Source organism: Hoeflea sp. (genome assembly GCF_984452065.1).
Genome location: NZ_CFHWAF010000025.1, coordinates 17,610 through 41,970 on the forward strand (window position 1 = coordinate 17,610; position 24,361 = coordinate 41,970).

Below are 24,361 nucleotides of genomic sequence, written 5' to 3' on the forward strand. Positions count from 1 at the left end.
CTTCTGGGCATGGAGCGCCGCCAGGCGGAAACCTTCCGGAATCTCGATCGCGGGCAGTTCGTGGCGCTCGGCCCGGCGCTCAGCCGGCGGCCGGTCCAGATCGCGATCGGCGAGGTCAGGACACGGGGCATGGGATCGAGCCCCAAACTCATGCCCCTGCCCGAACAACCTGAGGGTCAGGAGCTGCAGGACCTGCTTTATGCCTCGACGGAAGGCAACATGCCGCCGGTGGAAAAGAGCCGCCCGAAGCCGGTGGATGCGCCCGGCGTTCTCAGGCAACTTGCGGCCAGCGGACCGCAGATTGCGGGGGACCCGCCAAGCCCGTCCGAACCGGACGAAGGTGAAAACGGGACCGGCGCGGCGGTGTCTGCCATCCTGACGGAAATGCTGGACGATCCGGAGGCGGCTTACCGTCCGGTCTCGCTGCTCTATCAGGATTTCCAGGTGCGCTGCCGCATCGCCCGGATCAGCCGGCCGCCGGACCTTCAGGCCTTTCGCGAACTGTTGCCACTGGCGCGCGCCGGCGGGGACGTGGCGCAGGAAGATGCGGAAGACTGGTCGCGGGCGACACAGATCGCATCCGGCCTGCCGGACACGATGCGCGGCGCGTTCCTGCTTATCGCCAGGGCGGCGGCTCAGGGCGCACCATGCCCCTCCAATCTGGAGATCGCCACGGCCTATGGCACACGTTCGCCCGGCCGGGCGCGCTGGCTCATCGGCTACATGGAAGAGAACGGCTTCCTGTCCTGTTCCAGCGACCTGCGCGGCAACCGGACGATCGCACTTCCGGATCTCGGATGGCGGACGGCGCCGGGCCATCCGGATGGCACTGAGGGCCGCGCCTCCTGACAACCTGTTGTCAGCAGCACGCAGTGACGACTTGCAATTTGCCGGTCCAGGAACAATCTATAGCCTCTTACCGGATCAAATCGGGCGACAATCATGGCTGAAAGTACACTGATCAAAGGCATCGGCGAATGGCTGATCGACCAGGCTCTGAGCGAGCCTGACATTGTCGAGATGTTCGATGCCGTCTGCCAGCGCCTTTACGCCGCCGGCGTGCCGCTGCGGCGTGCGCGCCTGTCGTGGCCAACCCTGCATCCGCTGTTTCAGGCCGAGACGATCCTCTGGAAGCGCGGCAAACCGCCGGAACTCGAGCAATTCAGGCACCGCGAGGAAGAGTCCGAGGAGTATCTCGCGAGCCCGATGCATTTCATGTTCGAGCACGATGTCTATGTGCTGCGCCGCAAGCTGCAGGGGCCGGACAAGCTCGTCGATTTTCCGATCCTGGAGGAACTGATCGAGCAGGGCATGACGGACTATCTGACCATCGCCACCTCGTTCGACAGCACTGCGGATGATCTGCAGCAGCAGTTGTTCGGCATTCTTGTTGCCTGGGCGTCGGACAGGCCGGGCGGCTTTACCGAGAACGACATCGCCGCGCTGCAGAAAATCCAGCGCCGCATGGCCGTCGCCTGCAAGGCGGCGATCCAGTCGCGCATCGCCGCCAATATCGTCGAGACCTATCTCGGCCGCCAGGCGGGCAGGCAGGTGCTGGAGGGCGCCATCAAGCGGGGCGACGGCCAGCAGACGCAGGCCGTTGTGTGGCTGTCCGATCTGCGCGGTTCAACGGCGCTTGCGGACACCATGGCCGCCGACACCTATTTCGACCTGCTCAACGACTATTACGAATGCACGGCGGGCGCGGCCATCAAGCGCGGCGGCGAGGTTCTCGATTTCATCGGCGATGCGGTGCTGGCGATCTTCCCTTACGGCAATGAAAGGGAATTCAAACGGGCGGCATCGGCGGCGACAAAGGCCCTGCGCGACGCCTTTTCCCTGCGCATCGAGGTCAACAGGAAACGCCAGGAGACCGGCCGGGTGCCGATCCGCTTCGGCATCGGCCTCAACACCGGCACCGTCATGTTCGGCAATATCGGCGTCGAGGAACGCCTCACCTTCTCGGTCATCGGTCCGACCGTCAACGAGGTGTCGCGGATCGAGACCTTGACCAAGGCGACCGATTCGCACGCGCTCGTCACCAAGAAAATCGCCGACAGCGAACCCGGCAAATGGGAATCGACCGGCAAACACCGGCTCGCCGGCGTTTCACAGGAAATCGAGCTCTTTGCGCCGAAGGTCCGCGACAGCTTGACCGGCACGCAGGAGCTCGAGGCCGGCGAGGAAGAGATAACAATCCGGCACTGACTGCGTTGTCAGCTCTCGGACAGCGCAAGCCTTAAACCCAGCGCGCCGAAGGCGCCCGCAAAGCCGCGCTTCAGCCAGCGCATGACCGCCGGTCGCGATATCACGTGCCGGCGCGTTGCCGAGGCGAATGCGCCATAGCCGACGAAGACGATAAAGGTCAGCGCCATGAAGGCGGCGGCCAGCACCAGCATCTGCGCGGTGGCGTTCGCGGCTCCCACCGGCACGAACTGCGGCAGGAAGGCGAGGAAAAACAGAGACAGTTTCGGATTGAGAATATTCAGCAGAAAGCCGCTGACGATGATTTTTGCAGGGGACAGCGACGCCCTTTGCGGTTTGACATCGAGTGCCCCGCCTTCGCGCAATATCCCGCAGGCCATGTAGATGAGATAGGCGACGCCCAGATATTTGACGATCTGGAACGCCAGCGCGCTGGTATGAAGCAGGGCGGCAAGGCCGACAATGCTTGCCGCGATATGCGGGACGATACCGAGCGTGCAGCCGAGAGCCGCCAGCACACTGGCGCGCCAGCCGCGCGACAAACCGAAGGCGAGCGTATAAATCACGCCGGTTCCCGGCAGCAGAATGACGATCAGCGATGTGATGAGATATTCAAGCGGCATCGCAGGCTCCATACAGACGATCCGCGGCAAAGCAAATCAGATTTGCCAAAGCGGTTCAACCGCCGGAACGATCAGCGAGCCGGCCACGGCTGGCAAACGGGACCGCCGGTCAGATGGCGAGGTACTCGTTGCGCAGATCCTCGTCGTCGAGGACATCCTGCGCGGCGCCCGAATAGACCACCTCACCCATATCGACAATGATCGCCTTGTCCGCGAGCTTGAGCGCCGCGACCACGTTCTGCTCGACGATGATGGTGGTGATGCCGAGTTCCTTGATCTGGCGGACGATCTTCTCGATTTCCTGAACGATCACGGGGGCCAGCCCCTCATAGGGCTCGTCGAGAAGCAGCAGCTTGACGTCGCGCGCGAGGGCGCGGGCAACGGCCAGCATCTGCTGCTCGCCGCCGGACAATGTGGTGCCCATCTGGGCGCGCCGTTCGGCAAGGCGCGGGAAGTGTTCGTAGATGCGTTCGAGCTCCCAGCCGCGCGGCGCGGCCACCTGCGACAGGATCAGATTTTCCTCGACCGTCAGTCCGCCGATGATGCGCCGGTCCTCCGGCACAAGCTGAACGCCCATTTGCGCTGCCTGATAGGACTGCTTGTCGTGCAGGCTCTCGCCGCCGAGCCAGATTTCGCCCTTGCGCAATTGCGGATCGTCGACCCGGGCGATCGTGCGCAGCGTGGAGGTCTTGCCGGCGCCGTTGCGTCCCAGCAGCGCGAGAATCTCACCCTCGTCGAGATCGAGCGAGATGCCCTGCACGATGTAGGATTCACCGTAATAGGCATGGATGTCACGCACGGCGAAATAGGAATCGCGCGGGTCGGGACGGGCGCCGTCGGGCTCGGCGACCTGCAGGTCGCTTGCGTCGGTCTTTTTCAGCATGTCAGTGCGCTCCACCAAGATAAGCTTCCTGTACTTTCGGGTTCCCTTTGATTTCATCCGGCGTGCCCGAAGCGATGATACGGCCCTGAGCGAGGACCGAAATGCGATCGGCGAGCGAGAACACCACATGCATATCGTGCTCGATAATGACCTTAGTCATACCACGCTCCTTGATAGTCTTCAAAAGGTCCACCGTGCGGTTCGTGTCGTGCCTGGACATGCCGGCCGTCGGCTCGTCGAGCAGCAGCAGCTTCGGATGCTGGATCAGGCACATGGCAAGCTCCAGGCGTCTCTTGTCGCCGCGCGAAAGCGATGCGGCCTCACGCTCGGCCATGACGCCGAGCCCCACCTCGGCGAGGGTCTTTTCGGCTTCTTCACGAATCGCCGCCTCGTGCCGCAACTTGGCGAATGGCCGCAATTTGAACGACCCGTCGCGGCTGGCGAAGGCCGGGATCATCACATTGTCGAGCAGGGTCAGGTCCGGAAAGATCTCCGGCGTCTGGAACACCCGCGAAACGCCGAGCTGGTTGATTTCGTCCGGCGTATGGTTGTCGAGCACCTCGCCGTTGAACACCACATGGCCGCTGTCGGGCCGGATGCGGCCGACGCACACGTTGAGCAGCGTCGACTTGCCGGCGCCGTTGGGGCCGATGATCGCATGGATCGTGCCTTCCTCCACATTGAGGTCGACATCGCTGAGAGCCCTCAGCCCGCCGAAGCTCTTGTGGACATCGGCCACGTGCAGAACGCTGTTGGTCATGGCGTGATCCTCCTATTCGGCCGGTTGGACGACGGCTGCCGGTTCCGGTTTGTTGCCGCTTCCGCCGCCGAAGCGGCGCAGCAGCAGCCGCCAGCCTTCCATGATGCCGCCGGGCAGGAAGATGACGATCAGCATGAACAGGACACCCAGCGTCAGATGCCAGCCCTCGCCGACGAAGAGGCCGGAGACCGATACCGCGACGTCCCGAAGGCCTTCCGGCAGGAACGCATAGAATTGCTCCAGCGTGGCCTTGTTGAAGGCCGAGAAGATGTTCTCGAAATATTTGATCAGCCATGCGCCCAGCATCGGACCGACCAGCGTTCCGACACCGCCGAGAATGGTCATCAGCACCACCTCGCCCGAGGCGGTCCACTGCATCCGCTCGGCTCCGGCCAGCGGGTCGGTCACCGCCATCAGCGAACCGGCGAGACCGGCGAACATGCCGGAAATCACGAAAGCCGTCAGCGTATAGGGGCGGGTGTTGAAGCCCGTATAGCCCATGCGGTTCTGATTGGACTTGATGCCGCGCAGCGTCAGGCCGAAGGGCGAGTTGAAGATCCGCCGCGTGATGAAGAAGCAGATGATCAGAACGACCGCGCAGAAATAGAAGCCGGAATAGCCGCTCATCGACAGGCCGAACAGCGTCGTCGAGGGCAGGCCCTCGCCCGCTTCCGAGGTCAGCCGGTCGAGAATGCGCGGGTCCTGCAGGGTGAGCTGCAGACCGGTTTCGCCGTTGGTGATCGGCGTCAGCACCGAATAGGCAAGGCTGTAGGACATCTGCGCGAAGGCCAGCGTCAGGATGGAGAAATAGATGCCCGAGCGCCGCAGGCTGACATAGCCGATGACAAGCGCAAAGAGGCCGGCAAAGGCAACGCCGAAGAAGATCGCCGGCAACACGTTCATCGTGAACAGCTTGAACGACCAGACCGCCGCGTAGGACCCGACACCCAGAAAGGCGGCGTGGCCGAAGGACAGGTATCCGGTGAGACCGAACAGGATGTTGAAGCCCATGGCGAAGATGGCGAAGATCGCGAACTTCTGCAGCAGGTCGGGGTAATTGGCGCCGAATGGCGTCAGCCAGATCGGCATCAGCAGGATGACCAGCGAAAACGCGGCCAGCGCAAAAGGCTCCCTGTTTAACATCTGCTTCATGGTTCTATTCCTCCATCACGCCTTCGCGGCCGAGAAGTCCGCGCGGCATGGTCAACAGGATGACGACCGCAACCAGATAGATGATGATCTGATTGATGCCGGGGAAAATGCTCATGACGGCATTCATCGAGGCAAAGGACTGCAGGATACCGAGCAGGAACCCGGCCAGGACCGCGCCCGGCAGCGAGCCCATGCCGCCAACCACGACCACGACGAATGACAGGACAAGGAAATCCATGCCCATGTGATAGTCGGGCGGCAGGATCGGCGTGTACATCACGCCCGCAAGGCCTGCGACCACGGCGGCGATGCCGAACACGACGGTAAACCGCTTCTGGATGTCGATGCCGAGCAGGCCGACCGTTTCGCTGTCGCGCATGCCGGCGCGCACCACCATGCCGTAGGTGGTGAACTGGAGAAAGGCGAAGACCGCGGCGATAACGGCCGCCGAGAAGCCGAAATAGACAAGCCGCCACCAGGGATAGACGAGGCCGTCGCCGAGCCCCAGCCAGGCGCCTATGTCGGCGCTGCCGGCGACGGCGGCGGGCGCGGATTGCGGGATCGGGTTGGCACCGAAATAGTGCTTGATGATTTCCTGCAGGACGATGGCCAGCCCGAAGGTGACAAGGATCTGATCGGCGTGGGGCCGCTTGTAGAAATGCTTGATCAGCCCGCGTTCCATGACAATGCCGATCAGGAGCATCACCGGTATCGCGACGATGATGGAGAAGGGAACGGAGTAATTGACAAGGAATGCGCCGAAATCGCCCAGCCACGCCTCGACATAAGGGGTCCTGATCTCGACGGGCGTTCCCCAGGCGGTCTTTTCGGTCGGATGCTCGACAATCTTTTCAAGGCTGAGCAGCTTGTTGAAGGTGACCGCGCAGAACGCGCCGAGCATGAACAGCGCGCCATGGGCGAAGTTGACGACGCCGAGTGTTCCGAAAACCAGCGTCAGGCCCAGCGCGATCAGCGCGTAGGCGCCGCCTTTGTCGAGACCATTGAGAAATTGCAGCAGAATTGCATCCATATCCCTGTGCGCTCCCCCGCGCGATGCATGGTATCCATCGGACCGCCGCCGGAAGACGGCGGTCCGTTGCGATAGCTGCCGCTCTAAAGCAGCTTCAGACTAGCACTTGCGTACGTCGGACGGTCCGAGGTCTCCACCGAAGATGGACGCGTCGTAGGTGACCTGATCACGCGGCACGATCTTGACCACTTCAAGCAGGTCGAACTGAGAGCCCGGATTCTCGTTGCCCTTCACGACCAGAACTTCCTTGAAGCACTGGTGGTCGGCGGCACGATAGAGCGTCGATCCGTTGCCCATGCCGTCGAACTCGAAGTCTTCGAGGGCCTCGATCACCGCCGGCGGCTCGAACGTTCCGGCACGCTCACAGGCATCGGCGTAAAGCAGCGCCTGGACGTAGCAGGTCTGGGCAGCCTGGGACGGCGGGAAGCCGTATTCCTGGCCGAAGGACTTGACGAATGCCTGCGATCCTTCGTCCTGCAGCGACCAGTTCCAGTTGGTGGTGCCGAGAATGCCTTTGATGTTCTCACCCGCCCCCTGCGCCATGAGGCGGGAGAACAGCGGAACGACGATCTGGAAGTCCTTGCCGTTGACCTGCTTCTCGCGCATGCCGAACTGAACGGCCTGGGTCAGCGAGTTGACCATGTCCTTGCCGTAGTGGTTCAGCACGAGCACGTCGGCACCGGAGTTGAGGACCGGCGTCAGGTACTGCGAGAAATCGCCGGCGCCGAGCGGCGTGCGCACGGCATTCGCCGTCTGCCAGCCGAGACCCTCGGTGGTATCCTTGATCGACTCTTCCTGGGTCCATCCCCAGTTGTAGTCCGCCGTCAGGTGATAGGCGGTCCGGTCCGTGCCGAGCTGATCGGCAAGAATCGGTCCGAGCGCCAGTCCGGACTGATAGGCGTTGAAGAAGTGGCGGAAGCCGAACCGCTTCTTGTCCTTGCCGGTCGTGTCGTTGGAGTGTGTCAGGCCCGCCATGAAGATGACGCCCATTTCCTGGCACAGCCCCTGCACCGCAACGGCGACGCCGGAGGACGATCCGCCGGTGATCATGATAGCGCCGTCCTTTTCAATCATGCGCTTGGCCGATGCGCGGGCCGCGTCGGATTTGGTCTGGGTGTCGCCGGTCACGAACTCGACCTTCTTGCCGAGAATGCCGTTGCCTTTGAGCGCCTTGGAAGAGAAGGTGTTGAGCAGGCCTCCGTCGCCTTCACCGTTCAGATGCTTGACGGCCAGCTGATAGGCGCGCAGTTCGTCGGCGCCTTCATCGGCATAGGGGCCGGACTGGGGCACGTTGAAGCCCAGCGTCACGGTGCTGCCGGTCGGCAGATTGCAGAAGCTTTCCGCATGGGCACCGCGCACGAAGCTCATCGGAGCGGCCAGAGCCACACCCGACGCCGCGCCCGCCTTGAGCAGACGACGACGTGTCATGGTTATTTTGGACATGTAATTCCTCCCGAATGTCGCTGATCGAGCGTCCCGTTTCCTCATCACGGAACGACGCAGATGCTAGTCACGATCGGGAAAGGCGCAATAATCCATTCGGTTATAAGACTATAGTCTATGAGACTTCTGTCGCATGCTTCCGGCGCCGCTGCGGACACCAAAACCCGAAAATAAAAAAAATAGTTTCTTGATCGTGATCAATGATGCGGCAATTTATCTGTTTAGAGTTCATCTAAAGTCTGATAGTACGTTTTCTCAGCCCGACGGATTCTCAGACTGAATCGATCAGGGATGAAGTTGCAGCGCGGATCGCCCGTAAAATGGCTTGCGTTGCGCGGCTTGGAGTAAGGTTTGAATGGATTATTATCGGGGCATTTTTCAGGACGCAGTCGATCAGCTGCACGCCGAAAAACGCTATCGCGTATTTGCCAATCTCGAACGAATCGTCGGTAAATTTCCGCGCGCCGTCTACCGCTCGGAGGGAACGGCACGCGAGGTGACCGTATGGTGCTCCAACGATTATCTCGGCATGGGGCAGAACGAAACGGTGATCGATGCCATGTGCACCGCGGCCGGCAAGATGGGATCGGGAGCCGGCGGCACCCGCAACATCTCCGGAACCAACCACCCGCTTGTCGAGCTTGAACTCGAACTCGCCGATCTGCACGGCAAGGAGGCGGCACTGGTCTTTACCTCGGGCTTCATCTCGAACGAAGCGTCGATCTCGACCATCGCACGGCTTCTGCCGAACTGCCTGATCCTGTCCGATGAGCTCAACCACTCCTCGATGATCGAAGGCGTGAAGCGCTCCGGCAGTGAAAAGAAGATCTTCCGCCACAACGATCTTCAGCATCTTGAGGAATTGCTGCGCGCGGCCGATCCTCAGCGCGCCAAACTGATCGTGTTCGAATCGGTCTATTCCATGGACGGCGATGTCGCGCCGATCGAGGCGATTGCCGATCTGGCGGACAAGTACAACGCGATGACCTATATCGACGAGGTCCATGCCGTCGGCATGTACGGCGCGCGCGGCGGCGGCATTACCGACCGTGACGGCCTGACCGACCGCATCGATATCATCGAAGGCACGCTGGCCAAGGCTTTCGGCGCGCTCGGCGGGTACATTGCCGGTTCCCGGGTCGTCATCGATGCCGTGCGCTCCTACGCGCCGGGCTTCATCTTCACCACCGCGCTGCCGCCGGCAATCGCGGCGGCCGCCACCGCATCGATCCGCCATCTGAAGACTTCGCAGGAAGAGCGCACCGCGCATCAGCGCCAGGCGCAGGCGACAAAGCGGATGCTTGCCGATGCCGGACTTCCCGTCATGCCGTCCGAGACGCATATCGTGCCGCTTCTGGTGGGCGATCCGGAATTGTGCAAGATGGCCTCCGACCGCCTGCTCGATGTGCACGGGATTTATATCCAGCCGATCAACTACCCGACCGTTCCACGCGGAACGGAGCGGTTGCGCATCACGCCAAGTCCGTTCCACGACAACCGGCTCATCGCCGAATTGTGCTCCGCCCTTACCGAAGTCTGGAACACGCTCGGAATACCGTTCGCGACCGAAACCGGTGAGGAACTCGTCGATTCCGACCGGGTCGTCAAACTCACCGTGTCGAAAGCCGGCGGCTGATCGCGACCGCCAGGCTGGCGCAGGTCCGGCTCAACGCCCGCAGATAAAACGCACGAGGCGGTTCGCGGCCATCTCGACATGCTCCTGTTTGCGCAGGAAACAGGCGCGCAGGAACGCTTCTCCGCCTTCAGCGAAGCCTGATCCCGGAGCAAGGCCGATGCCCGTCTCGTCGACAATGCGGTAGGCGGTCGCGCGGCTGTCATCCATGCCGTCGATCGCGAAGAACGCATAAAAGGCGCCTTCGGGCTTTGAAAGGCGGACACGATTGGTCGCCATCAGCGCATCGCAGAGAATATCGCGATTGCGCCGTGCCTGTTCTTTCAGCTCTTCCACATAAGCGTCGCCCTCGTTCAGGGCCGCCAGGGCGCCCTGCTGCATGAACTGGGCAACGCCCGACGTGGAAAACTGGATAAGGTTTTCAAACACCTGCCCGAGTTCCGCCGGCGCCTTGATCCAGCCGACCCGCCAGCCGGTCATCGACCAGTTCTTGGAAAAGGTGTTCACATAGATGATCCGGTCGTCTTCCTGCGCAAGATCCAGGAACGACGCGGACCGGTGGCCGGCGTAGAAATACCGGGCGTAAATCTCATCGGCGATAATCCAGATCCCGGCCTTTCGCGCCAGTTCGAGAATTTGGGCAAGCTCAGCGCTGCTGGCGACCCAGCCGGTCGGATTGGACGGCGTGTTGATGAAAAGCGCCCGTGTCCTTGGCCCGATTGCCGCGGCAAGCCGGTCCATGTCCAGCTGCCAGCCTCCATCGGCGAAATCGAGCGTGACCCCGACGGCGCGGGCATTCGATATCTGCAGACCCGCGACAATGTTCGGCCAGGCCGGCGACAGATAGACGATCTCGTCGCCGGGTGCGGACACCGCTTCTATCGACAGTCTGATCGCCAGCATGCCCGAACCGGTGACAAAAAACGTCTCGGGATCGGCGTTGCCGCCAAAGTGACGGTCATAATAATCCGCCAGGGCCTGCCGCAGCGGCGGAATGCCCCGCTGCCAGGTGTAGAAGGTTTCACCGGCCTGCAGCGACCGTATAGCCGCATCGCAGATAAAGGGCGGCGTCGGGCGGTCGCCCTCTCCCACCCACAGCGGAATGACATCTTCCCGCAGCCGCGCATGGTTGACGACCGCGACAATCTCGCTTTCGGGCACGTCGCGCGCCCGAGGACTCAGTGAATCAAGAAATCCCAACTCGAACCTCCGTTTGCTGACTGTTGGCATACAGGCAGCAAACGGAAAAATCACGCGACAATCCGTTATGATCCGATCGACGCGGTTGATGCATGCGGCGCTATTTCTTCAGCAGATCGCGGATCTCGGTGAGGAGTTGGACGTCGGCGGGCGGTGCGGCCGGAGCGGCGGGCTTTTCTTCCTGCTTGCGGCGCATATTGTTCACCGCCTTGACCATCAGGAAGATGATCCATGCAAGGATGAGGAAATTGAGCGCGACGGTGATGAAATTGCCGTAGGCGAGCACCGCGCCCTGCTCGCGGGCCGCCTCGAGCGTCGAGGCGGTCACCGCGCCGGAGAGTGCAATGAAATAGTCGGAAAAGTCGAAACCGCCGAATATGGCGCCGACGATGGGCATGATCACATCGTCGGTCAGCGATTTGACGATCAATCCGAATGCGCCGCCGATGATGACACCGACGGCGAGGTCCATGACATTTCCCTTGGCAATGAACTCCTTGAATTCATTCAGCATGATGAGTCCCCTTTGCTTGTTGTATTTCCGAATACTTCTATTGGCGGGAGACTAAACCGGTTTTTGCTTTGTGAGAATCGCTAATATTTGCTTCCCACAGGTGACAATATGGCCCTGTGCATGTGTGTTAACCGTCGTCAAACGCTACGACTTTGTCCGCATTTGCCTGTGTCGCCGCAGCGTTTATGCTGTGCGGCACACCGGACCGGCTCGAAAGGATCGGCAACGTCATGTTGGCAGGCTGGGTCATCGTCACCTCCGCTTTGCTCTATCTGCTGCTGTTGTTCGCAATCGCCAGCTATGGCGACAGGAAAACGGCGGCGGAGCGGGGCGCGGGCACCGGCCGGCCATTGATCTACGCGCTGAGCCTGGCGGTCTACTGCACATCCTGGACCTATTTCGGCGGTGTGGGCCTCGCCGCCCAGCGCGGTTTCGAGTTTCTCGCCATCTATATCGGGCCGATCCTGATGTTCACGCTCGGCATGCCGGTGCTGCGCCGCATCGTCAATCTTGCAAAAGCCGAGAAGCTGACATCCATTGCCGACTTCATTGCCGCCCGCTACGGCAAGAACCCGACGGTCGCCGGTATCGTGGCGCTGATCGCGGTGGTCGGCACGATCCCCTACATCGCGTTGCAATTGAAGGCGGTTTCCTCGTCGGTGACCATCATCATGGCGAACGCGCCCTTCGAGCCGCAGCCCGGGTCTTTCCTGCTCAACGACATATCGCTGATCGTGGCGCTGCTGCTCGCGGGCTTCGCCGTGATCTTCGGCACACGTCATACGGATGCGACGGAACACCAGAACGGGCTGATCCTTGCGGTGGCGACGGAATCGGTCGTCAAGCTCATCGCCTTCACCGCGGTCGGGCTGTTCGTGACGTTCATGCTGTTTGACGGTCCGGCAAACCTGATCGAGCAGGCACGCCAGAGCAAACCGGTCACCGACGCCATCAGCTATCAGACCTCGCCGGCTCGCTGGATCGTGCTGACACTGCTTTCGGCGATCGCCATCGTCGTTCTGCCGCGGCAGTTTCACGTCACCGTGGTGGAGAACCGGACCGAGAGCGAACTCAGAACGGCCGGCTATCTGTTTCCGCTCTATCTGATCGCCATCAACCTGTTCGTCATTCCGATCGCCATTGCCGGCCTGCTGACACTGCCGGGCAGCGGCTCCGGCGATCAGTACGTGCTGCTGCTTCCGCTGGTCAACGATCTGTCCTGGCTTTCGCTCGCGACTTTCATCGGCGGGTTTTCGGCGGCAACCGCCATGGTGATCGTGGCATCGGTCGCCGTCGCGATCATGATTTCCAACGATCTGGTCATGCCGGTCCTCTTGCGCCAGAACGTCATCAGCCGCGGCTCGGACCGCAGCGACTTCACCGGCACGATTCTGAAGATCAGGCGAACCGCCATCGTCTGCATCCTGCTGCTGGGATATGCCTATTACCGGTCCGCCAGCATCGATGGCGGGCTCGCATCCATCGGCCTGCTCTCCTTTGCCGCGATCGCCCAGTTCGCGCCGGCCCTGTTCGGCGGGCTGATATGGAAAGGCGCCAATGCACGCGGCGCGATCGTCGGTCTCGGCGGCGGCATGGCGGTCTGGACCTACCTGCTGTTCGTGCCGAGCCTCGGGGGGCCGGACAATTCCGACATCGCGGCAAGCGTGCTTGATTTTCTGGTGCCCGGAACGGATGTCTTCGCCGGCGCCCGTGCCGACCCGTTCGTCAACAGCGTGATCCTGAGCCTCCTGGTCAATACGGCGCTGTTTGTCGCCGGGTCGCTGTCACGGCCGGCGCGGCCGCTGGAGCGGATGCAGGCCGGCGTTTTCATCCCGCAACGGTCGATGATCAGACCGGCGCGCAGCGACTGGCAGACCGGGATCACGGTCAAGCAGCTCAAGCAGGCGATCACCAAATATCTCGGCGCGGAACGCACGGAACGCTCGTTCCATACCTATGAGACGACGCGCGGGCGCTGGCTTGAGCCGAGCGCGCCGGCGGATATGGATCTCGTGCGCTATTCCGAACAGCTGCTCGGCAGCGCTATCGGATCGGCATCGGCACGGCTCGTGCTGTCGCTGCTGTTTCAAAAGGAGGACGATACCTCCTCCGACACGGCGCGGCTGCTCGACGAGGCATCGGAAGCGCTGCAGTATAACCGCGACCTCCTGCAAAGCGCCCTCGGGCAAATGGATCAGGGCATAACGGTGTTCGACAGGAACAACCGGCTCAGTGTCTGGAACCGCCGCTTCCGCGCACTGCTGGACCTGCCGGAATCGGTCGGCCAGGTCGGCGTTCCGATGGAAGACATCGTCGTGATCCTGGCGGAACGCGGCGACATCCGCCGCGACCAGATCAAGAGCATCATCGACAGCTTCCTGACGATGGACATCGCCTGGACGGTGACGCTGGCGGAATCGGGCCGCATCATCGAAATCCGTTCCAATCCGATGCCCGATGCCGGCGTGGTGACGACCTATGCGGACATTACCGAGCGCGTGGCCTCCGCCAAGGCGCTCAAGCAGGCGAATGAAAATCTTGAGCAGAGGGTCGCCGAGCGCACCGCGGAGCTGGTGCGGGTGAACGGTGAACTGGCGCAGGCGCAGTCACAGGCGGAAGAAGCCAATATCGGCAAGACGCGCTTCCTGGCGGCCGCCGGTCACGATATCCTCCAGCCTCTCAACGCGGCGCGGCTCTACTCCTCTTCGCTCGTCGAGCGGCTGGGAGGCTCGGCCGACCGTGAACTGGTTCAGCATATCGATTCATCGCTGGAATCGGTCGAATCGATCCTCGGCGCGGTGCTCGATATCTCACGCCTCGACACCGGCGCGATGAAGCCGCAGGTCAGCAGCTTCCCGCTCAACGACCTGCTCCGGCGCATCGAAACGGATTTCGCGCCGCTGGCGGCGGAAAACAATCTTGAACTGCGTGTCATCCCCACCTCCGTGCTGGTGCGCAGCGACCCCAACCTGTTGCGCCGTCTGATCCAGAACCTCGTTTCCAACGCGATCAAATACACCCGCACCGGCCGCGTCCTCCTTGGCGTGCGGCACAGCAAGGGCAAGGCCTTCGTTCAGGTCGTCGACACGGGTATCGGCATTCCCCGGTCAAGTTTCGAGACCGTCTTCCGGGAGTTCACGCGGCTCGACGACGGTGCCAGGACGGCTTCGGGGCTGGGGCTCGGCCTGTCGATCGTCGATCGCATCGCCCGGGTGCTCGGACACCGGGTCCACCTGGCCTCGACGCCCGGCAAGGGCACCGATTTCCGTGTGGAAATCCCGATCGAAACAAATATCAAGCGGGTTCACCCGGCGACAAGAGCGCCAGCGCCGCCGCAATCACCAGCGGCCCTCGATGGTCTTTTTGTGCTGTGCATCGACAATGAACCCGATATCGTCCACGGCCTCGAACTGCTTCTGGGCGGCTGGAACTGCACGGTTGTCAGCGCGGGATCGATCGCCGATCTGGACAGGCTGTTGCCCGGCTGCCCCGCGCCTCCGGATGCCATCATTGCCGATTACCACCTGGACGACGGCAACGGCATAGACGCCATCACGCTCGTTCGTTCGCACTGGAACGTCGATATCGCCGCGGTTCTGGTCACCGCCGACCGTACGCTCGATGTCCGCAACCGGGCCGAAGAGCGCTCGATCTCGATCTTCAACAAGCCGCTTCGGCCGGCTGCGCTGCGCGCATTTCTCAACCAGATCGCGGTGGCCAGGAAGTCGGCGGCGGAATGAACCGGCAGGTCTTTCGGATCGTCGGTGGATAAGGCATCAGGGAACCGCGCCGGCCTCGCGGTCCAGCGCGTCAGAGCCGATCTTGGAGAGCTGGATGACGGCCTGCGTGCGGCTGTCGACACCAAGCTTTTGAAGGACGGCCGATACATGGGCCTTGATCGTCGCTTCCGACACGTTGAGTTCGTAGGCGATCTGCTTGTTCAAAAGCCCTTCCGCCAACATGCCGAGCACACGGCTTTGCTGGGGGGTAAGGGTCTGCAGCCTGGCGATCAGATCGGCAATCTCCGGGTCCTGCTCCGGTCCCAGTTCGAAATCCTTCGGCGTCCAGACATCCCCGGCGAGGATGGCGGCGATCCCGTCGCGGATTTCCTCGATACTGGCCGATTTGGAGATGAACCCCGAGGCGCCGAGATCGAGCGCCCGGCGGACGGTCGCAGGATCGTCCGAAGCCGATACCACCACAACCGGCAGGCTGACATATTCGGCCCTTAATGCAATCAGGCCCGACAGGCCGCTGACGCCGGGCATGGTCAGATCGAGCAGCAGGAGATCGGCCTCCGGATGCTGGTTCGCGGCGCTGCGGGCCGCGCTGAAATCCCCGGCTTCAATGATTTCCAGACCGTCCTCTATCCCCGTCAAAGCCTGTCTCAGCGCACCGCGAAACAGCGGATGGTCGTCTGCTATAATAAATGTTCTCGACAATTCCAACGCCCCCTCCCAGAGGCAGCCCTATCTGGAAGGACCCGTTTCTCCCGTCCGTCCGTTACGGCCTCATCAACGACGCAGTGCATATCGCGCCGCGTCGCATAATGCTACCGGGCTTGCGGTTGGACGAAAAGCGATTTCTTTTGCGCGTGGCCGGCCCGCTCAACCGATGCCTTCCCATGCCGGGATCAGGATGCGCGCCGATAGGAGATGAGGACTTGAGCCCGCCTGTTGCCGTCGCAGCAGGTCGCGCACTGGGACACGCAGGTCCGGAATCGCTCCGCTTTCCTCAATGCCAAACGGCTGTCGGCGTATTCGCCGATATAGAGCCTGTGGTATTTGTCAGGCAGATTCGGGCATTGTGCGACATGCATTTCATACAGGCCGTCCCTGGGGACTTCGTCAAGAAAATAGCTCGCCAACCGGACACTTCCTTCAATATTGGCCAGATCTCTTGTTTTAAGTCGGGAGCGCTGACCTTTTATTGCGGTTCGCCCGCTGTCCTTCTCTCATCTCTACACAGTTTTTATTGAACGGCCAATCAACAATGCTTTACAACCGCGTCAGTGCGGTGAAAATTCACAGGCTCACGTCTTGTCGGGAACCGGTTTTTCCGTTTCCATTTCTTTGTTTTCCTTTTCAAAATCTTCGATCACGCCGAGAAAACGGCGCATCAGTTTTTCCATCACGCCAAAGGTCCGGTCGATCTCTTCATCGCTGGGAAAGCCGCTGCCGGACCTTCCAGCATTCTCCTCAAGCGCCTCTTCCAGCGCGGCGATTCGCTCTTCAAGAAGGTCGATTTCCTGCTCCAATGCACGTCTCTCGTCGGCCGCCATGCGGCAGACGATCTGCCCTTCGGCTTTTGAGCAGGCGGACATCTCGCCCGTGAACGTGTCGAGGCGGACAAAACCGTCGTCGCTCGGCAACATGACGAAGCGGTTTTCCTGGGCGATGGCGGGCGTGCCTGCCAGGGCAACCGCCAGGCCGGCCGCCACAAACCGCTTGATATCAAAAAACCCGTTCATTTGAGCCTGCCCCCGCGTGCTAAATCCACTTCCACGGTGTAGTTAAGCAATGAACATGCCAAAAATACGGTGGCTTGCAAACGGGCAGCCGGCGAACCGGCGCGCAGCATGGAGAACGATGTGACGACAGCAGGAACCATCTACAAGATCGTGCCGCGGAGCTTGTGGCGGGAGGCAGGACAAAAGGGACGCTTCGACGGCGCGCCGATCGACGTCGAAGACGGCTATATCCACTTTTCCACCGCGCAGCAGGTCGCGCAGACGGCCGCCTTGCACTTTGCCGGGTTGGACGATCTGCTGCTCGTCGCCGTTGACGGCAAGGCGCTCGGCGAGGCACTCAAATACGAGCCGTCGCGCGGCGGGGACCTGTTTCCGCATCTGTACGGTTCCCTGCCCCTGGAGGCGGTCATCTGGGAAAAGGACATGCCGCCTGAACCCGACGGAACGCATATTCTGCCCGGGCTCGAATAGCCGATGAACGCGCTTTATCCGCTGCTTCGTCACGCCCTCTTCCGGCTCGAACCGGAAGCGGCGCACCGGGTGTCCATCATGGCGCTGAAATCGGGCCTCATGCCGGCGCCGCCGATCACAAGCGATCCGCGCCTGCGCGTTGCTGCCGCCGGTCTGCAATTTGCAAACCCCATCGGCATTGCCGCCGGTTTCGACAAGAATGCCGAGGTGCCCGCGGCGGTGCTGCGGCTGGGCTTCGGCTTCACCGAGATCGGCTCGGTCACACCCAGGCCGCAGACAGGAAATCCGAAACCCAGAATATTCCGTCTGCATTCCGACCGCGCCGTTATCAACAGGCTGGGATTCAACAATGACGGCCACGCGGCGGTCCTGCATCGGCTGACGAAGCTCGGCAGCGACCGGTCCGGCCCGATCGGGGTCAATGTCGGCGCAAACAAGGATTCCGGCGACCGTATTTCCGATTATGTGCGCGGGATCGATGTTTTCTACGAGGTCGCCGACTATTTCGCCGTCAACATATCGTCGCCCAACACACCGGGACTGCGGGATCTGCAGGCACGCGACAGCCTCGGGGAGCTGCTGGCGGCGGTGCGCGAGGCGCGCGACGGCCGCCGCCGCGAAGCGGACGCCTACAAGCCGGTTTTCCTCAAGGTCGCACCGGATCTGGCCGACCGCGATCTGTCGGACATCGCCGAACTCTCGCGCGCTCATGAACTCGACGGGCTCATCGTCTCCAACACGACGCTGGCGCGCGCGGGCTTGAGCGCATCGCGGCATGCGGGCGAGACGGGCGGGATGTCGGGGCGGCCGCTTTTTGAACGATCCACGATCGTGCTTGCGAAGCTTCGGCGTCTCGTCGGTCCTTCCACGACGCTGATCGGGCTGGGCGGTGTTGACAGCGCCGAGACCGCGACGGAGAAGATCCGGGCAGGTGCCGACCTCGTGCAGCTTTATACCGGCCTCATCTATGAGGGCCCCGACATTATCACGTCAATTCTGAAAGGGCTTGTCGATGCGATGGACAGGACCGGGGCCGGGACGGTCAGCGATCTTCGCGATTCGCATCTGGACAAGTGGGCGGACAGGACACTCGCCTGATCGCGGGCATGCGGTTGAACAGGCGTTGCGTCAGTGCACGGTTCTCGATGGCCGATCCAGCATGCGGGCGACTTCCGTCACCGAACTGGTGCTTTTAAACTGACGAATATCGAGCGCCGTGCCGGTCCGCTCCTCGATGATCATAAGCAGCGTCAGATGAACGATACTGTCCCAATCGGGAAGCTGCGCGAGCTCACAGTGACAATCGACACGCTCGACCGGCATCAGCAGGATGTCGGCCACCATCTGCCGGACCGCACTGACATTGTCCTCGGGAGGCAGGTCTGTTCGTTCATGTCTCATGAGGCGTACTTTATAACGCCAAAACCTATAAAAAATATGTACCGCGATAAATTTTTAACAGTTTTTGCAACGAGCCCGAAACGATTGCCGGAGACACCGGCTGGTTCGATTTTTTCAACTCTCTGAAATTTATCGGAAAAAACGGAAATTCGCGATGTATTAACCAGAAAATAAACGATCACGTTTTGCAAGGTTTTCATTGCATCCGACGCCCTGCAGAGGTCCGATTTCATGAATCCGCAGTCTCAGGGCGCACCAAATGCGTACCTGGCGCGCCGGCCGAGAATGAGGAAGAGCATGATGCCCCGCGCGCCAAGAAATACCAGAAGGGCGATCCACAGGCCGTGGTTTCCAAGGACGGGCACCAGCAGCCACACCAACAGCCCGAACAGCGCCAGCGACACCAGCATCATATTGCGCATATCGCCGGACCAGGTGGCGCCGATGAACACACCGTCCATTTCAAAGGCCAGCACGCCGGCGAGCGCCGTCAGGGATGCCCAGACGATGAAAACCCGCGCCTCGGAGCGGACCGTTTCGGAGACGGTGAGGAGATCGACGATGGTTCCGCCGAAGAGGAGAAAAAACGCTGTCGACACGGATGCGAGGCCGATGCCCCAGAACAGCGTCAGGCGAACCGCCCGGTCGAAGGCCGGGCGGTAATTCGCGCCGATGGCGCGGCCGGCAAGCTGTTCCGCCGCATTCGCGAAGCCGTCAAGATAATAGCTGGCGACCAGAAAGAAGTTCATCAGCACGGCATTGGCCGCGAGCGTGACGGGACCGAACTGCGCGCCCTGCCTGACAAACAGGGCGAAAGCGGCAATCAGCGCAAAGGAACGGATCATGATATCGCGGTTGAGCGACATCAGGCGTGCAATCGCCGGCCGGTCCACAATGCGCCGCCAGCCCGGACGAAGCGAACGGTCGAAGCCCGCGACCACAAAGGCAAAGCCGACAAGCGCGCCGACGGTCTCGCCGATGACGGTGGCCCAGGCGACACCGGTGATGCCCCACTCCAGCGTCAGCCCGAGATAGATGGACAAAACGATGTTGATGCCGTTGATGAGCGTTTGCAGCAGCAGGCCGGCGACCGCCTCGCCGCGCCCCAGCAAAAAGCCGAGAATCGCGTAGTTCGCCAGCCCCATCGGTGCCGAGATCATACGGACGGAGACATAGAGCCCGGTTGCGGCGCGGACGTCCTGTCCGGGCGCCATGGCCCAGAGCCCGAACAGGATGATCAGGGGCGACAAAAGCAGGACCGCAATGCCGCAGACAATGCCGATGCTCAGCGAGCGCCAGAAGACGGCCTGCTCTTCCGTGCCGTCGCCGCGGCCGAGAGCCTGCGCCACAAGGCCGGTGGTCGAGGCGCGAAGGAAGTTGAACGTCGCGAACACCAGATCGAAAACGATCGCGCCGACCGCCAGGCCGCCGATCAATGCCGGCTGGCCCAGCCGCCCGACGACGGCTGTGTCGACGAGACCCAGCAAGGGCGTCGTCAGATAGGCAAGTGTCATCGGAACCGCGATGGACAGAACCAGGCGGTTGCTTACCGAAAAAGGCCGTTGAACCGGCCCGGCCTCATCCGGCGCACGCGTCTGTTGCATTGTTCACACCAGTTCAGCCAGCACCGTGGCGTGGGGACGATCCGTCGAAGCGGATTTCGGGAAACGGCGCTAACGCCGGTAACTCATGATGCGCACGATCAGGAAGACCGGCAGAACGACAACCGCGCCGAGGACGAGATAATCGCCGAAACGCCCGAGGGCGGCAAATCCGAGTTCCCAAAGATTCCTGATAAAGTCGCCGACAGCCCGCACGATATCCATGGGATACCAGTTGAACGCGCTCATAACCGCACCGACAATGAAGGACAATACGATCAGCTTGATGAGCGTTCGGCCCGGCGTGTCTCCGAGAAAACGATTGAGATTTCCGGACATGCGGCGTTACTCCGATTTCGTGTCGGGCCATAGGTAATCGCGAATCATCCGGGGTTCAACTGCGCAAGCCTGCACCACAAGACCGTTTTTCGGCGATCCTCATTGGTCTAACCTCTCGACGTGCACGATGATTCTGAAAAGAAGAGCGGGAAGACGGAAGCCGTGCTGCCGGAGCCTTTCGGCGGCTGGTTCGCATCGTGCGGCTGGCGGCCGCGCCGCCATCAGCTCGATCTCGTCGACAATGCGCAGGCCGGCCACTCGTCGCTGCTGATCGCGCCGACGGGCGCAGGCAAGACCCTTGCAGGCTTCCTGCCGTCACTGATCGATATCTCGCTCAGGCAAGAGAAAAGACGGCCGGGCGCGGCGCGCGCATCGGCACGGCGCGGCATCCACACGCTTTACGTCTCGCCCCTCAAAGCGCTCGCCGTCGACATCGAGCGCAACCTGGCGGCCCCGGTCGGTGACATGGATCTGCCGGTCCGCATCGAGACGCGCACGGGTGACACACCGCAATCGAAACGGCAAAGGCAAAAGCTCAACCCGCCCGATATTCTGCTGACCACGCCGGAGCAGATCGCGCTTCTGATCGCCAGCAGGGAAGCCGATCTCCTTTTCAGCGATCTGCGGTTTGTCATCTTCGACGAACTGCACTCGCTGGTCAGTTCCAAGCGCGGCCATCTGCTGTCGCTGGGTCTTGCCCGCCTGCGCCGGCATCAGCCTGCGCTTCAGACGATCGGCCTGTCGGCGACGGTCGCGGACCCTGGGGCCCTGCAGGCCTGGCTCATGCCGCAGTCGATACCTGATAAGTCGGTGCTTTCCCGTCGCATTGTCGTCGCGGGCGGCGCGAAACCGCACATCACCATTCTTGAGACCGACGAACGCGTGCCCTGGTCGGGCCATTCGGCGCGTTATGCGATGGACGACGTCTACGAGGCCATCAAGGAGCACCGCACGACCTTGCTGTTCGTGAATACGCGCAGCCAGGCCGAATTGCTGTTTCAGGAACTGTGGCGCATCAATGAGGACCATCTGCCCATTGCGCTGCATCACGGCTCGCTCGACGCCAGCCAGCGCCGAAAGGTGGAAGCGGCCATGTCCGACAACCGCCTGCGCGCCGTGGTCGCCACGTCGACGCTGGATCTCGGTATCGACTGGGGCGACGTCGATCTTGTCGTTCATATCGGCGCGCCGAAGGGCGCGAGCCGGCTGGCGCAGCGGATCGGACGTTCCAATCACCGCATGGACGAGCCGAGCCGCGCCATTCTGGTTCCGGCGAACCGGTTCGAGGTCATGGAGTGCCGGGCGGCGCTCGACGCGAACTATCTCGGTGCCCAGGACACGCCGCCGCTCGGAGACGGAACGCTGGACGTGCTTGCACAGCATGTTCTGGGCATGGCCTGCGCCGAACCGTTTCGCAGTGACGATCTCTACCGCGAAGTGACGTCGGCTGCGCCCTACAGGGCCCTTGGGCGCGACCGGTTCGACCGGGTCGTCGACTTCGTGGCAACCGGCGGCTACGCCCTCAAAACATACGACCGGTATGCGCGGATAAAGCTGACGAAAGACGGCACATGGCGCGTCAGCCATCCGCGCATCGCGCAGCAATACCGGCTCAATATCGGAACGATCATCGAGGCGCCCGAACTGAAAATCCGCCTGACGCGCCACAGCGGCCGCGGCACGAATGTGCGCGGCGGACCGGTGCTTGGAAAAATCGAGGAGTATTTCGTCGAGATGCTGTCGCCCGGCGACACGTTCCTGTTTGCCGGCAAGGTCCTTCGTTTCGAGGGCATCCGGGAAAACGAATGCATCGTATCGAAGGGCGGTACTGGCAATCCCCGCATTCCCGCCTATGCCGGCGGCAAGTTTCCGCTCTCCACCTATCTGGCCGATCAGGTCCGCACCATGCTCGCCGAGCCCGATACGTGGAAGAACCTCCCGGCCCAGGTTCGCGAGTGGCTTGAAATCCAGAAGGAGAAATCGGTCCTGCCGAAGCGGAGCGAACTGCTGATCGAGACCTACCCGAATGCGGACCGGTTCTACATGACGATGTATCCGTTCGAGGGCCGGCTGGCGCATCAGACGCTTGGCATGCTCCTGACCCGGCGGCTTGAAAGGGCGCGGGCGCGGCCGCTCGGCTTCGTGGCCACGGACTATGCCATGTCGATCTGGGGCCTGCGCGATATGGGGCTGATGATCGAGCACGGCGAGCTTTCCCTCGACGGTCTTTTCGACGAGGACATGCTGGGCGACGATCTGGAGACCTGGCTCGACGAATCCTTCATGCTCAAACGGACCTTCCGCTACTGCGCGCTGATCGCCGGTCTTATCGAGCGCCGCCACCCGGGACAGGAAAAGACCGGGCGGCAGATCACCGTTTCCTCCGACCTGATCTACGACGTGCTGCGCAGCCACGAACCCGATCACATCCTTTTGCAGGCGACGCGCGCCGATGCGGCAAGCGGACTACTGGATATTCGCCGGCTTGCGGATATGCTGTCACGAATAAAGGGCCGAATCGTCTTGAGTCGCCTCGATCGGATTTCACCGCTCGCCGTTCCGGTCATGCTGGAGATCGGCAAGGAACCGGTGATCGGCGAGGCGCAGGACGATATTCTGGCCGAAGCGGCGGACGGGATCATTGCGGAGGCCATGGGCCGGAGCGATCTGTGATGATCGAAAGAGACGGGACGGGGAATGAACAGGGCAAACACGGCACAGGCTTTGGTCGCCGACGACATGATCAGCACAGCCGAAATCGTCATCAACGACACAGTTGCCATATGCGACCCGCTCGGTTCACTGTTCCTGCCGGACAGCGACACGCTGGTGGTTTCCGACCTGCACCTTGAAACCGGCGCCGCCTATGCGCGGCGCGGCATGATGCTGCCGCCCTATGACACCGCGCTGACGCTCGCCCTGCTGGCGAGCGTCGTCGAGCGCTACCGGCCGGCACGCGTCATCAGTCTCGGTGACAGTTTTCACGATCGCCGCGGTGCCGGCGCACTGCCCGAAGCCAGCCAGGCACAGATCCGCGCCCTGATGGCCGGCCGCGAATGGTACTGGATCGCCGGCAATCACGATCCGGACCATCCGGACGGCCTTGCGGGCGACTGTGTGCACGCGCTTTATCTCGATGGGCTGTGTTTCCGCCACGAGCCGCTCGAAAGCGGGGAGACGACCGGCGAGATCGCCGGGCACCTGCATCCGGCGGCGCGCGTGGTGCGGCGCGGCAAGGGCGTCCGCAGGCCCTGTTTCGCAACCGACGGGCGGCGTCTCGTCATGCCAGCCTTCGGGGTAACCACCGGCGGGCTGAACCTTCGCAATGCCGCGTTTGGCGGTCTGTTCGAGCAGCAGCGACTGACCGCGCATCTCCTCGGACGCGACCGCATCTACTCCGTGCCTTTCAACAGGCTCGTTGCTTAACAGGTTGCTGAAAAAGTTCTGGGCGCATGCCTTCGAATAGGCCTGCGCCCAACACAACATCAAGCACCGGCTCAAAAAGCCCAATCATCCCTGGACAAACGGTCAGATGGAGCGGATGAACCGGATCGCTTCACCAGATCACCATTCCATCACTTCGCGGCTGCCGGAGTATTGATGCGGGTGCGACACAACCGCCATTTGTGCTCCTTT

20 protein-coding genes and 1 pseudogene are annotated in these 24,361 nt (G+C 62.0%); 8 read left to right on the forward strand and 13 right to left on the reverse strand.

Annotated features, from left to right (window positions below; all coding sequences use genetic code 11):
- Together AC5E6N_RS07055 and AC5E6N_RS07060 are read left to right on the forward strand one after the other, a co-directional pair.
- Positions 1–849: pseudogene (locus AC5E6N_RS07055) on the forward strand (ATP-binding protein); the annotation flags it as partial.
- A gap of 93 nt (positions 850–942) precedes the next feature.
- The gene (locus tag AC5E6N_RS07060) at positions 943–2,208 is read left to right on the forward strand and encodes an adenylate/guanylate cyclase domain-containing protein (protein ID WP_491747156.1); all 1,266 of its coding nucleotides are present in this window, start codon (positions 943–945) and stop codon (positions 2,206–2,208) included.
- Positions 2,209–2,216: 8 nt separating this feature from the next.
- Here the strand turns inward: AC5E6N_RS07060 and AC5E6N_RS07065 are convergent, their stop codons facing one another.
- The 6 genes from AC5E6N_RS07065 to AC5E6N_RS07090 all read right to left on the reverse strand — a co-directional run bounded on the left by AC5E6N_RS07065 (position 2,217) and on the right by AC5E6N_RS07090 (position 8,096).
- Positions 2,217–2,828 carry a LysE family translocator gene (locus AC5E6N_RS07065; protein WP_491747157.1) on the reverse strand — a complete coding sequence of 204 codons (612 nt, stop codon included), beginning with the start codon at positions 2,826–2,828 and terminating at the stop codon, positions 2,217–2,219.
- 109 nt (positions 2,829–2,937) lie between these two features.
- Positions 2,938–3,729, reverse strand: coding sequence for an ABC transporter ATP-binding protein (locus tag AC5E6N_RS07070; RefSeq protein ID WP_491747158.1), 792 nt, complete (start codon positions 3,727–3,729; stop codon positions 2,938–2,940).
- Positions 3,713–4,471, reverse strand: coding sequence for an ABC transporter ATP-binding protein (locus tag AC5E6N_RS07075; protein WP_491689141.1), 759 nt, complete (start codon positions 4,469–4,471; stop codon positions 3,713–3,715). Before AC5E6N_RS07075 ends, AC5E6N_RS07070 begins: the two co-directional genes overlap by 17 nt.
- 12 nt (positions 4,472–4,483) lie before the next feature.
- Entirely contained in the window at positions 4,484–5,623 is a 1,140-nt protein-coding gene (locus AC5E6N_RS07080) for a branched-chain amino acid ABC transporter permease (protein ID WP_491747159.1), read from the reverse strand.
- Between the two features lie 4 nt (positions 5,624–5,627).
- Positions 5,628–6,653, reverse strand: coding sequence for a branched-chain amino acid ABC transporter permease (locus AC5E6N_RS07085; protein WP_491689143.1), 1,026 nt, complete (start codon positions 6,651–6,653; stop codon positions 5,628–5,630).
- Positions 6,654–6,752: 99 nt separating this feature from the next.
- Complete coding sequence (locus tag AC5E6N_RS07090) at positions 6,753–8,096, reverse strand: substrate-binding protein (RefSeq protein ID WP_491747160.1); 1,344 nt, start codon at positions 8,094–8,096, stop codon at positions 6,753–6,755.
- Positions 8,097–8,451: 355 nt separating this feature from the next.
- Here AC5E6N_RS07090 and hemA point away from each other — a divergent pair, with 355 nt between their 5' ends.
- On the forward strand, positions 8,452–9,732 hold the full coding sequence (gene hemA / locus AC5E6N_RS07095; protein WP_491747161.1) for a 5-aminolevulinate synthase: 1,281 nt from the start codon (positions 8,452–8,454) through the stop codon (positions 9,730–9,732).
- A 30-nt stretch (positions 9,733–9,762) separates the two neighbouring features.
- Here the strand turns inward: hemA and AC5E6N_RS07100 are convergent, their stop codons facing one another.
- Both AC5E6N_RS07100 and mscL read right to left on the reverse strand, forming a co-directional pair.
- Positions 9,763–10,929: a pyridoxal phosphate-dependent aminotransferase gene (locus AC5E6N_RS07100; RefSeq protein WP_491747162.1), complete on the reverse strand. Its 1,167-nt coding sequence runs from the start codon at positions 10,927–10,929 to the stop codon at positions 9,763–9,765.
- Between the two features lie 100 nt (positions 10,930–11,029).
- Positions 11,030–11,443 carry a large conductance mechanosensitive channel protein MscL gene (mscL, locus tag AC5E6N_RS07105; RefSeq protein ID WP_491747163.1) on the reverse strand — a complete coding sequence of 138 codons (414 nt, stop codon included), beginning with the start codon at positions 11,441–11,443 and terminating at the stop codon, positions 11,030–11,032.
- A 230-nt stretch (positions 11,444–11,673) separates the two neighbouring features.
- Here mscL and AC5E6N_RS07110 point away from each other — a divergent pair, with 230 nt between their 5' ends.
- Positions 11,674–15,183: a hybrid sensor histidine kinase/response regulator gene (locus tag AC5E6N_RS07110; RefSeq protein ID WP_491747164.1), complete on the forward strand. Its 3,510-nt coding sequence runs from the start codon at positions 11,674–11,676 to the stop codon at positions 15,181–15,183.
- Between the two features lie 36 nt (positions 15,184–15,219).
- Here the strand turns inward: AC5E6N_RS07110 and AC5E6N_RS07115 are convergent, their stop codons facing one another.
- Both AC5E6N_RS07115 and AC5E6N_RS07120 read right to left on the reverse strand, forming a co-directional pair.
- Positions 15,220–15,885 carry a response regulator gene (locus AC5E6N_RS07115; RefSeq protein WP_491747165.1) on the reverse strand — a complete coding sequence of 222 codons (666 nt, stop codon included), beginning with the start codon at positions 15,883–15,885 and terminating at the stop codon, positions 15,220–15,222.
- 590 nt (positions 15,886–16,475) lie between these two features.
- A complete protein-coding gene (locus tag AC5E6N_RS07120; protein WP_491747166.1) occupies positions 16,476–16,913 on the reverse strand; it encodes a hypothetical protein in 438 nt (145 codons plus the stop codon).
- 108 nt (positions 16,914–17,021) lie between these two features.
- Here AC5E6N_RS07120 and AC5E6N_RS07125 point away from each other — a divergent pair, with 108 nt between their 5' ends.
- Together AC5E6N_RS07125 and AC5E6N_RS07130 are read left to right on the forward strand one after the other, a co-directional pair.
- Positions 17,022–17,384, forward strand: coding sequence for a DUF952 domain-containing protein (locus AC5E6N_RS07125; protein ID WP_491747167.1), 363 nt, complete (start codon positions 17,022–17,024; stop codon positions 17,382–17,384).
- 3 nt (positions 17,385–17,387) lie between these two features.
- Entirely contained in the window at positions 17,388–18,482 is a 1,095-nt protein-coding gene (locus AC5E6N_RS07130) for a quinone-dependent dihydroorotate dehydrogenase (RefSeq protein ID WP_491747168.1), read from the forward strand.
- A gap of 30 nt (positions 18,483–18,512) precedes the next feature.
- On the opposite strand, the gene AC5E6N_RS07135 is transcribed toward AC5E6N_RS07130, so the two are convergent.
- The 3 genes from AC5E6N_RS07135 to AC5E6N_RS07145 form a co-directional block, all read right to left on the reverse strand.
- The gene (locus AC5E6N_RS07135) at positions 18,513–18,785 is read right to left on the reverse strand and encodes an acyl carrier protein (RefSeq protein WP_491747169.1); all 273 of its coding nucleotides are present in this window, start codon (positions 18,783–18,785) and stop codon (positions 18,513–18,515) included.
- A gap of 245 nt (positions 18,786–19,030) precedes the next feature.
- A complete protein-coding gene (locus tag AC5E6N_RS07140; protein ID WP_491747170.1) occupies positions 19,031–20,389 on the reverse strand; it encodes an MATE family efflux transporter in 1,359 nt (452 codons plus the stop codon).
- Positions 20,390–20,458: 69 nt separating this feature from the next.
- Entirely contained in the window at positions 20,459–20,725 is a 267-nt protein-coding gene (locus AC5E6N_RS07145; protein WP_491689156.1) for a DUF6460 domain-containing protein, read from the reverse strand.
- Positions 20,726–20,845: 120 nt separating this feature from the next.
- On the opposite strand from AC5E6N_RS07145, the gene AC5E6N_RS07150 reads away from it, so the two are divergent.
- Positions 20,846–23,398, forward strand: a complete 2,553-nt coding sequence (locus AC5E6N_RS07150; protein ID WP_491747171.1) for a ligase-associated DNA damage response DEXH box helicase — start codon at positions 20,846–20,848, stop codon at positions 23,396–23,398.
- A gap of 24 nt (positions 23,399–23,422) precedes the next feature.
- Positions 23,423–24,151 carry a ligase-associated DNA damage response endonuclease PdeM gene (gene pdeM, locus AC5E6N_RS07155; RefSeq protein WP_491747172.1) on the forward strand — a complete coding sequence of 243 codons (729 nt, stop codon included), beginning with the start codon at positions 23,423–23,425 and terminating at the stop codon, positions 24,149–24,151.
- Positions 24,152–24,361 lie beyond the last annotated feature (210 nt).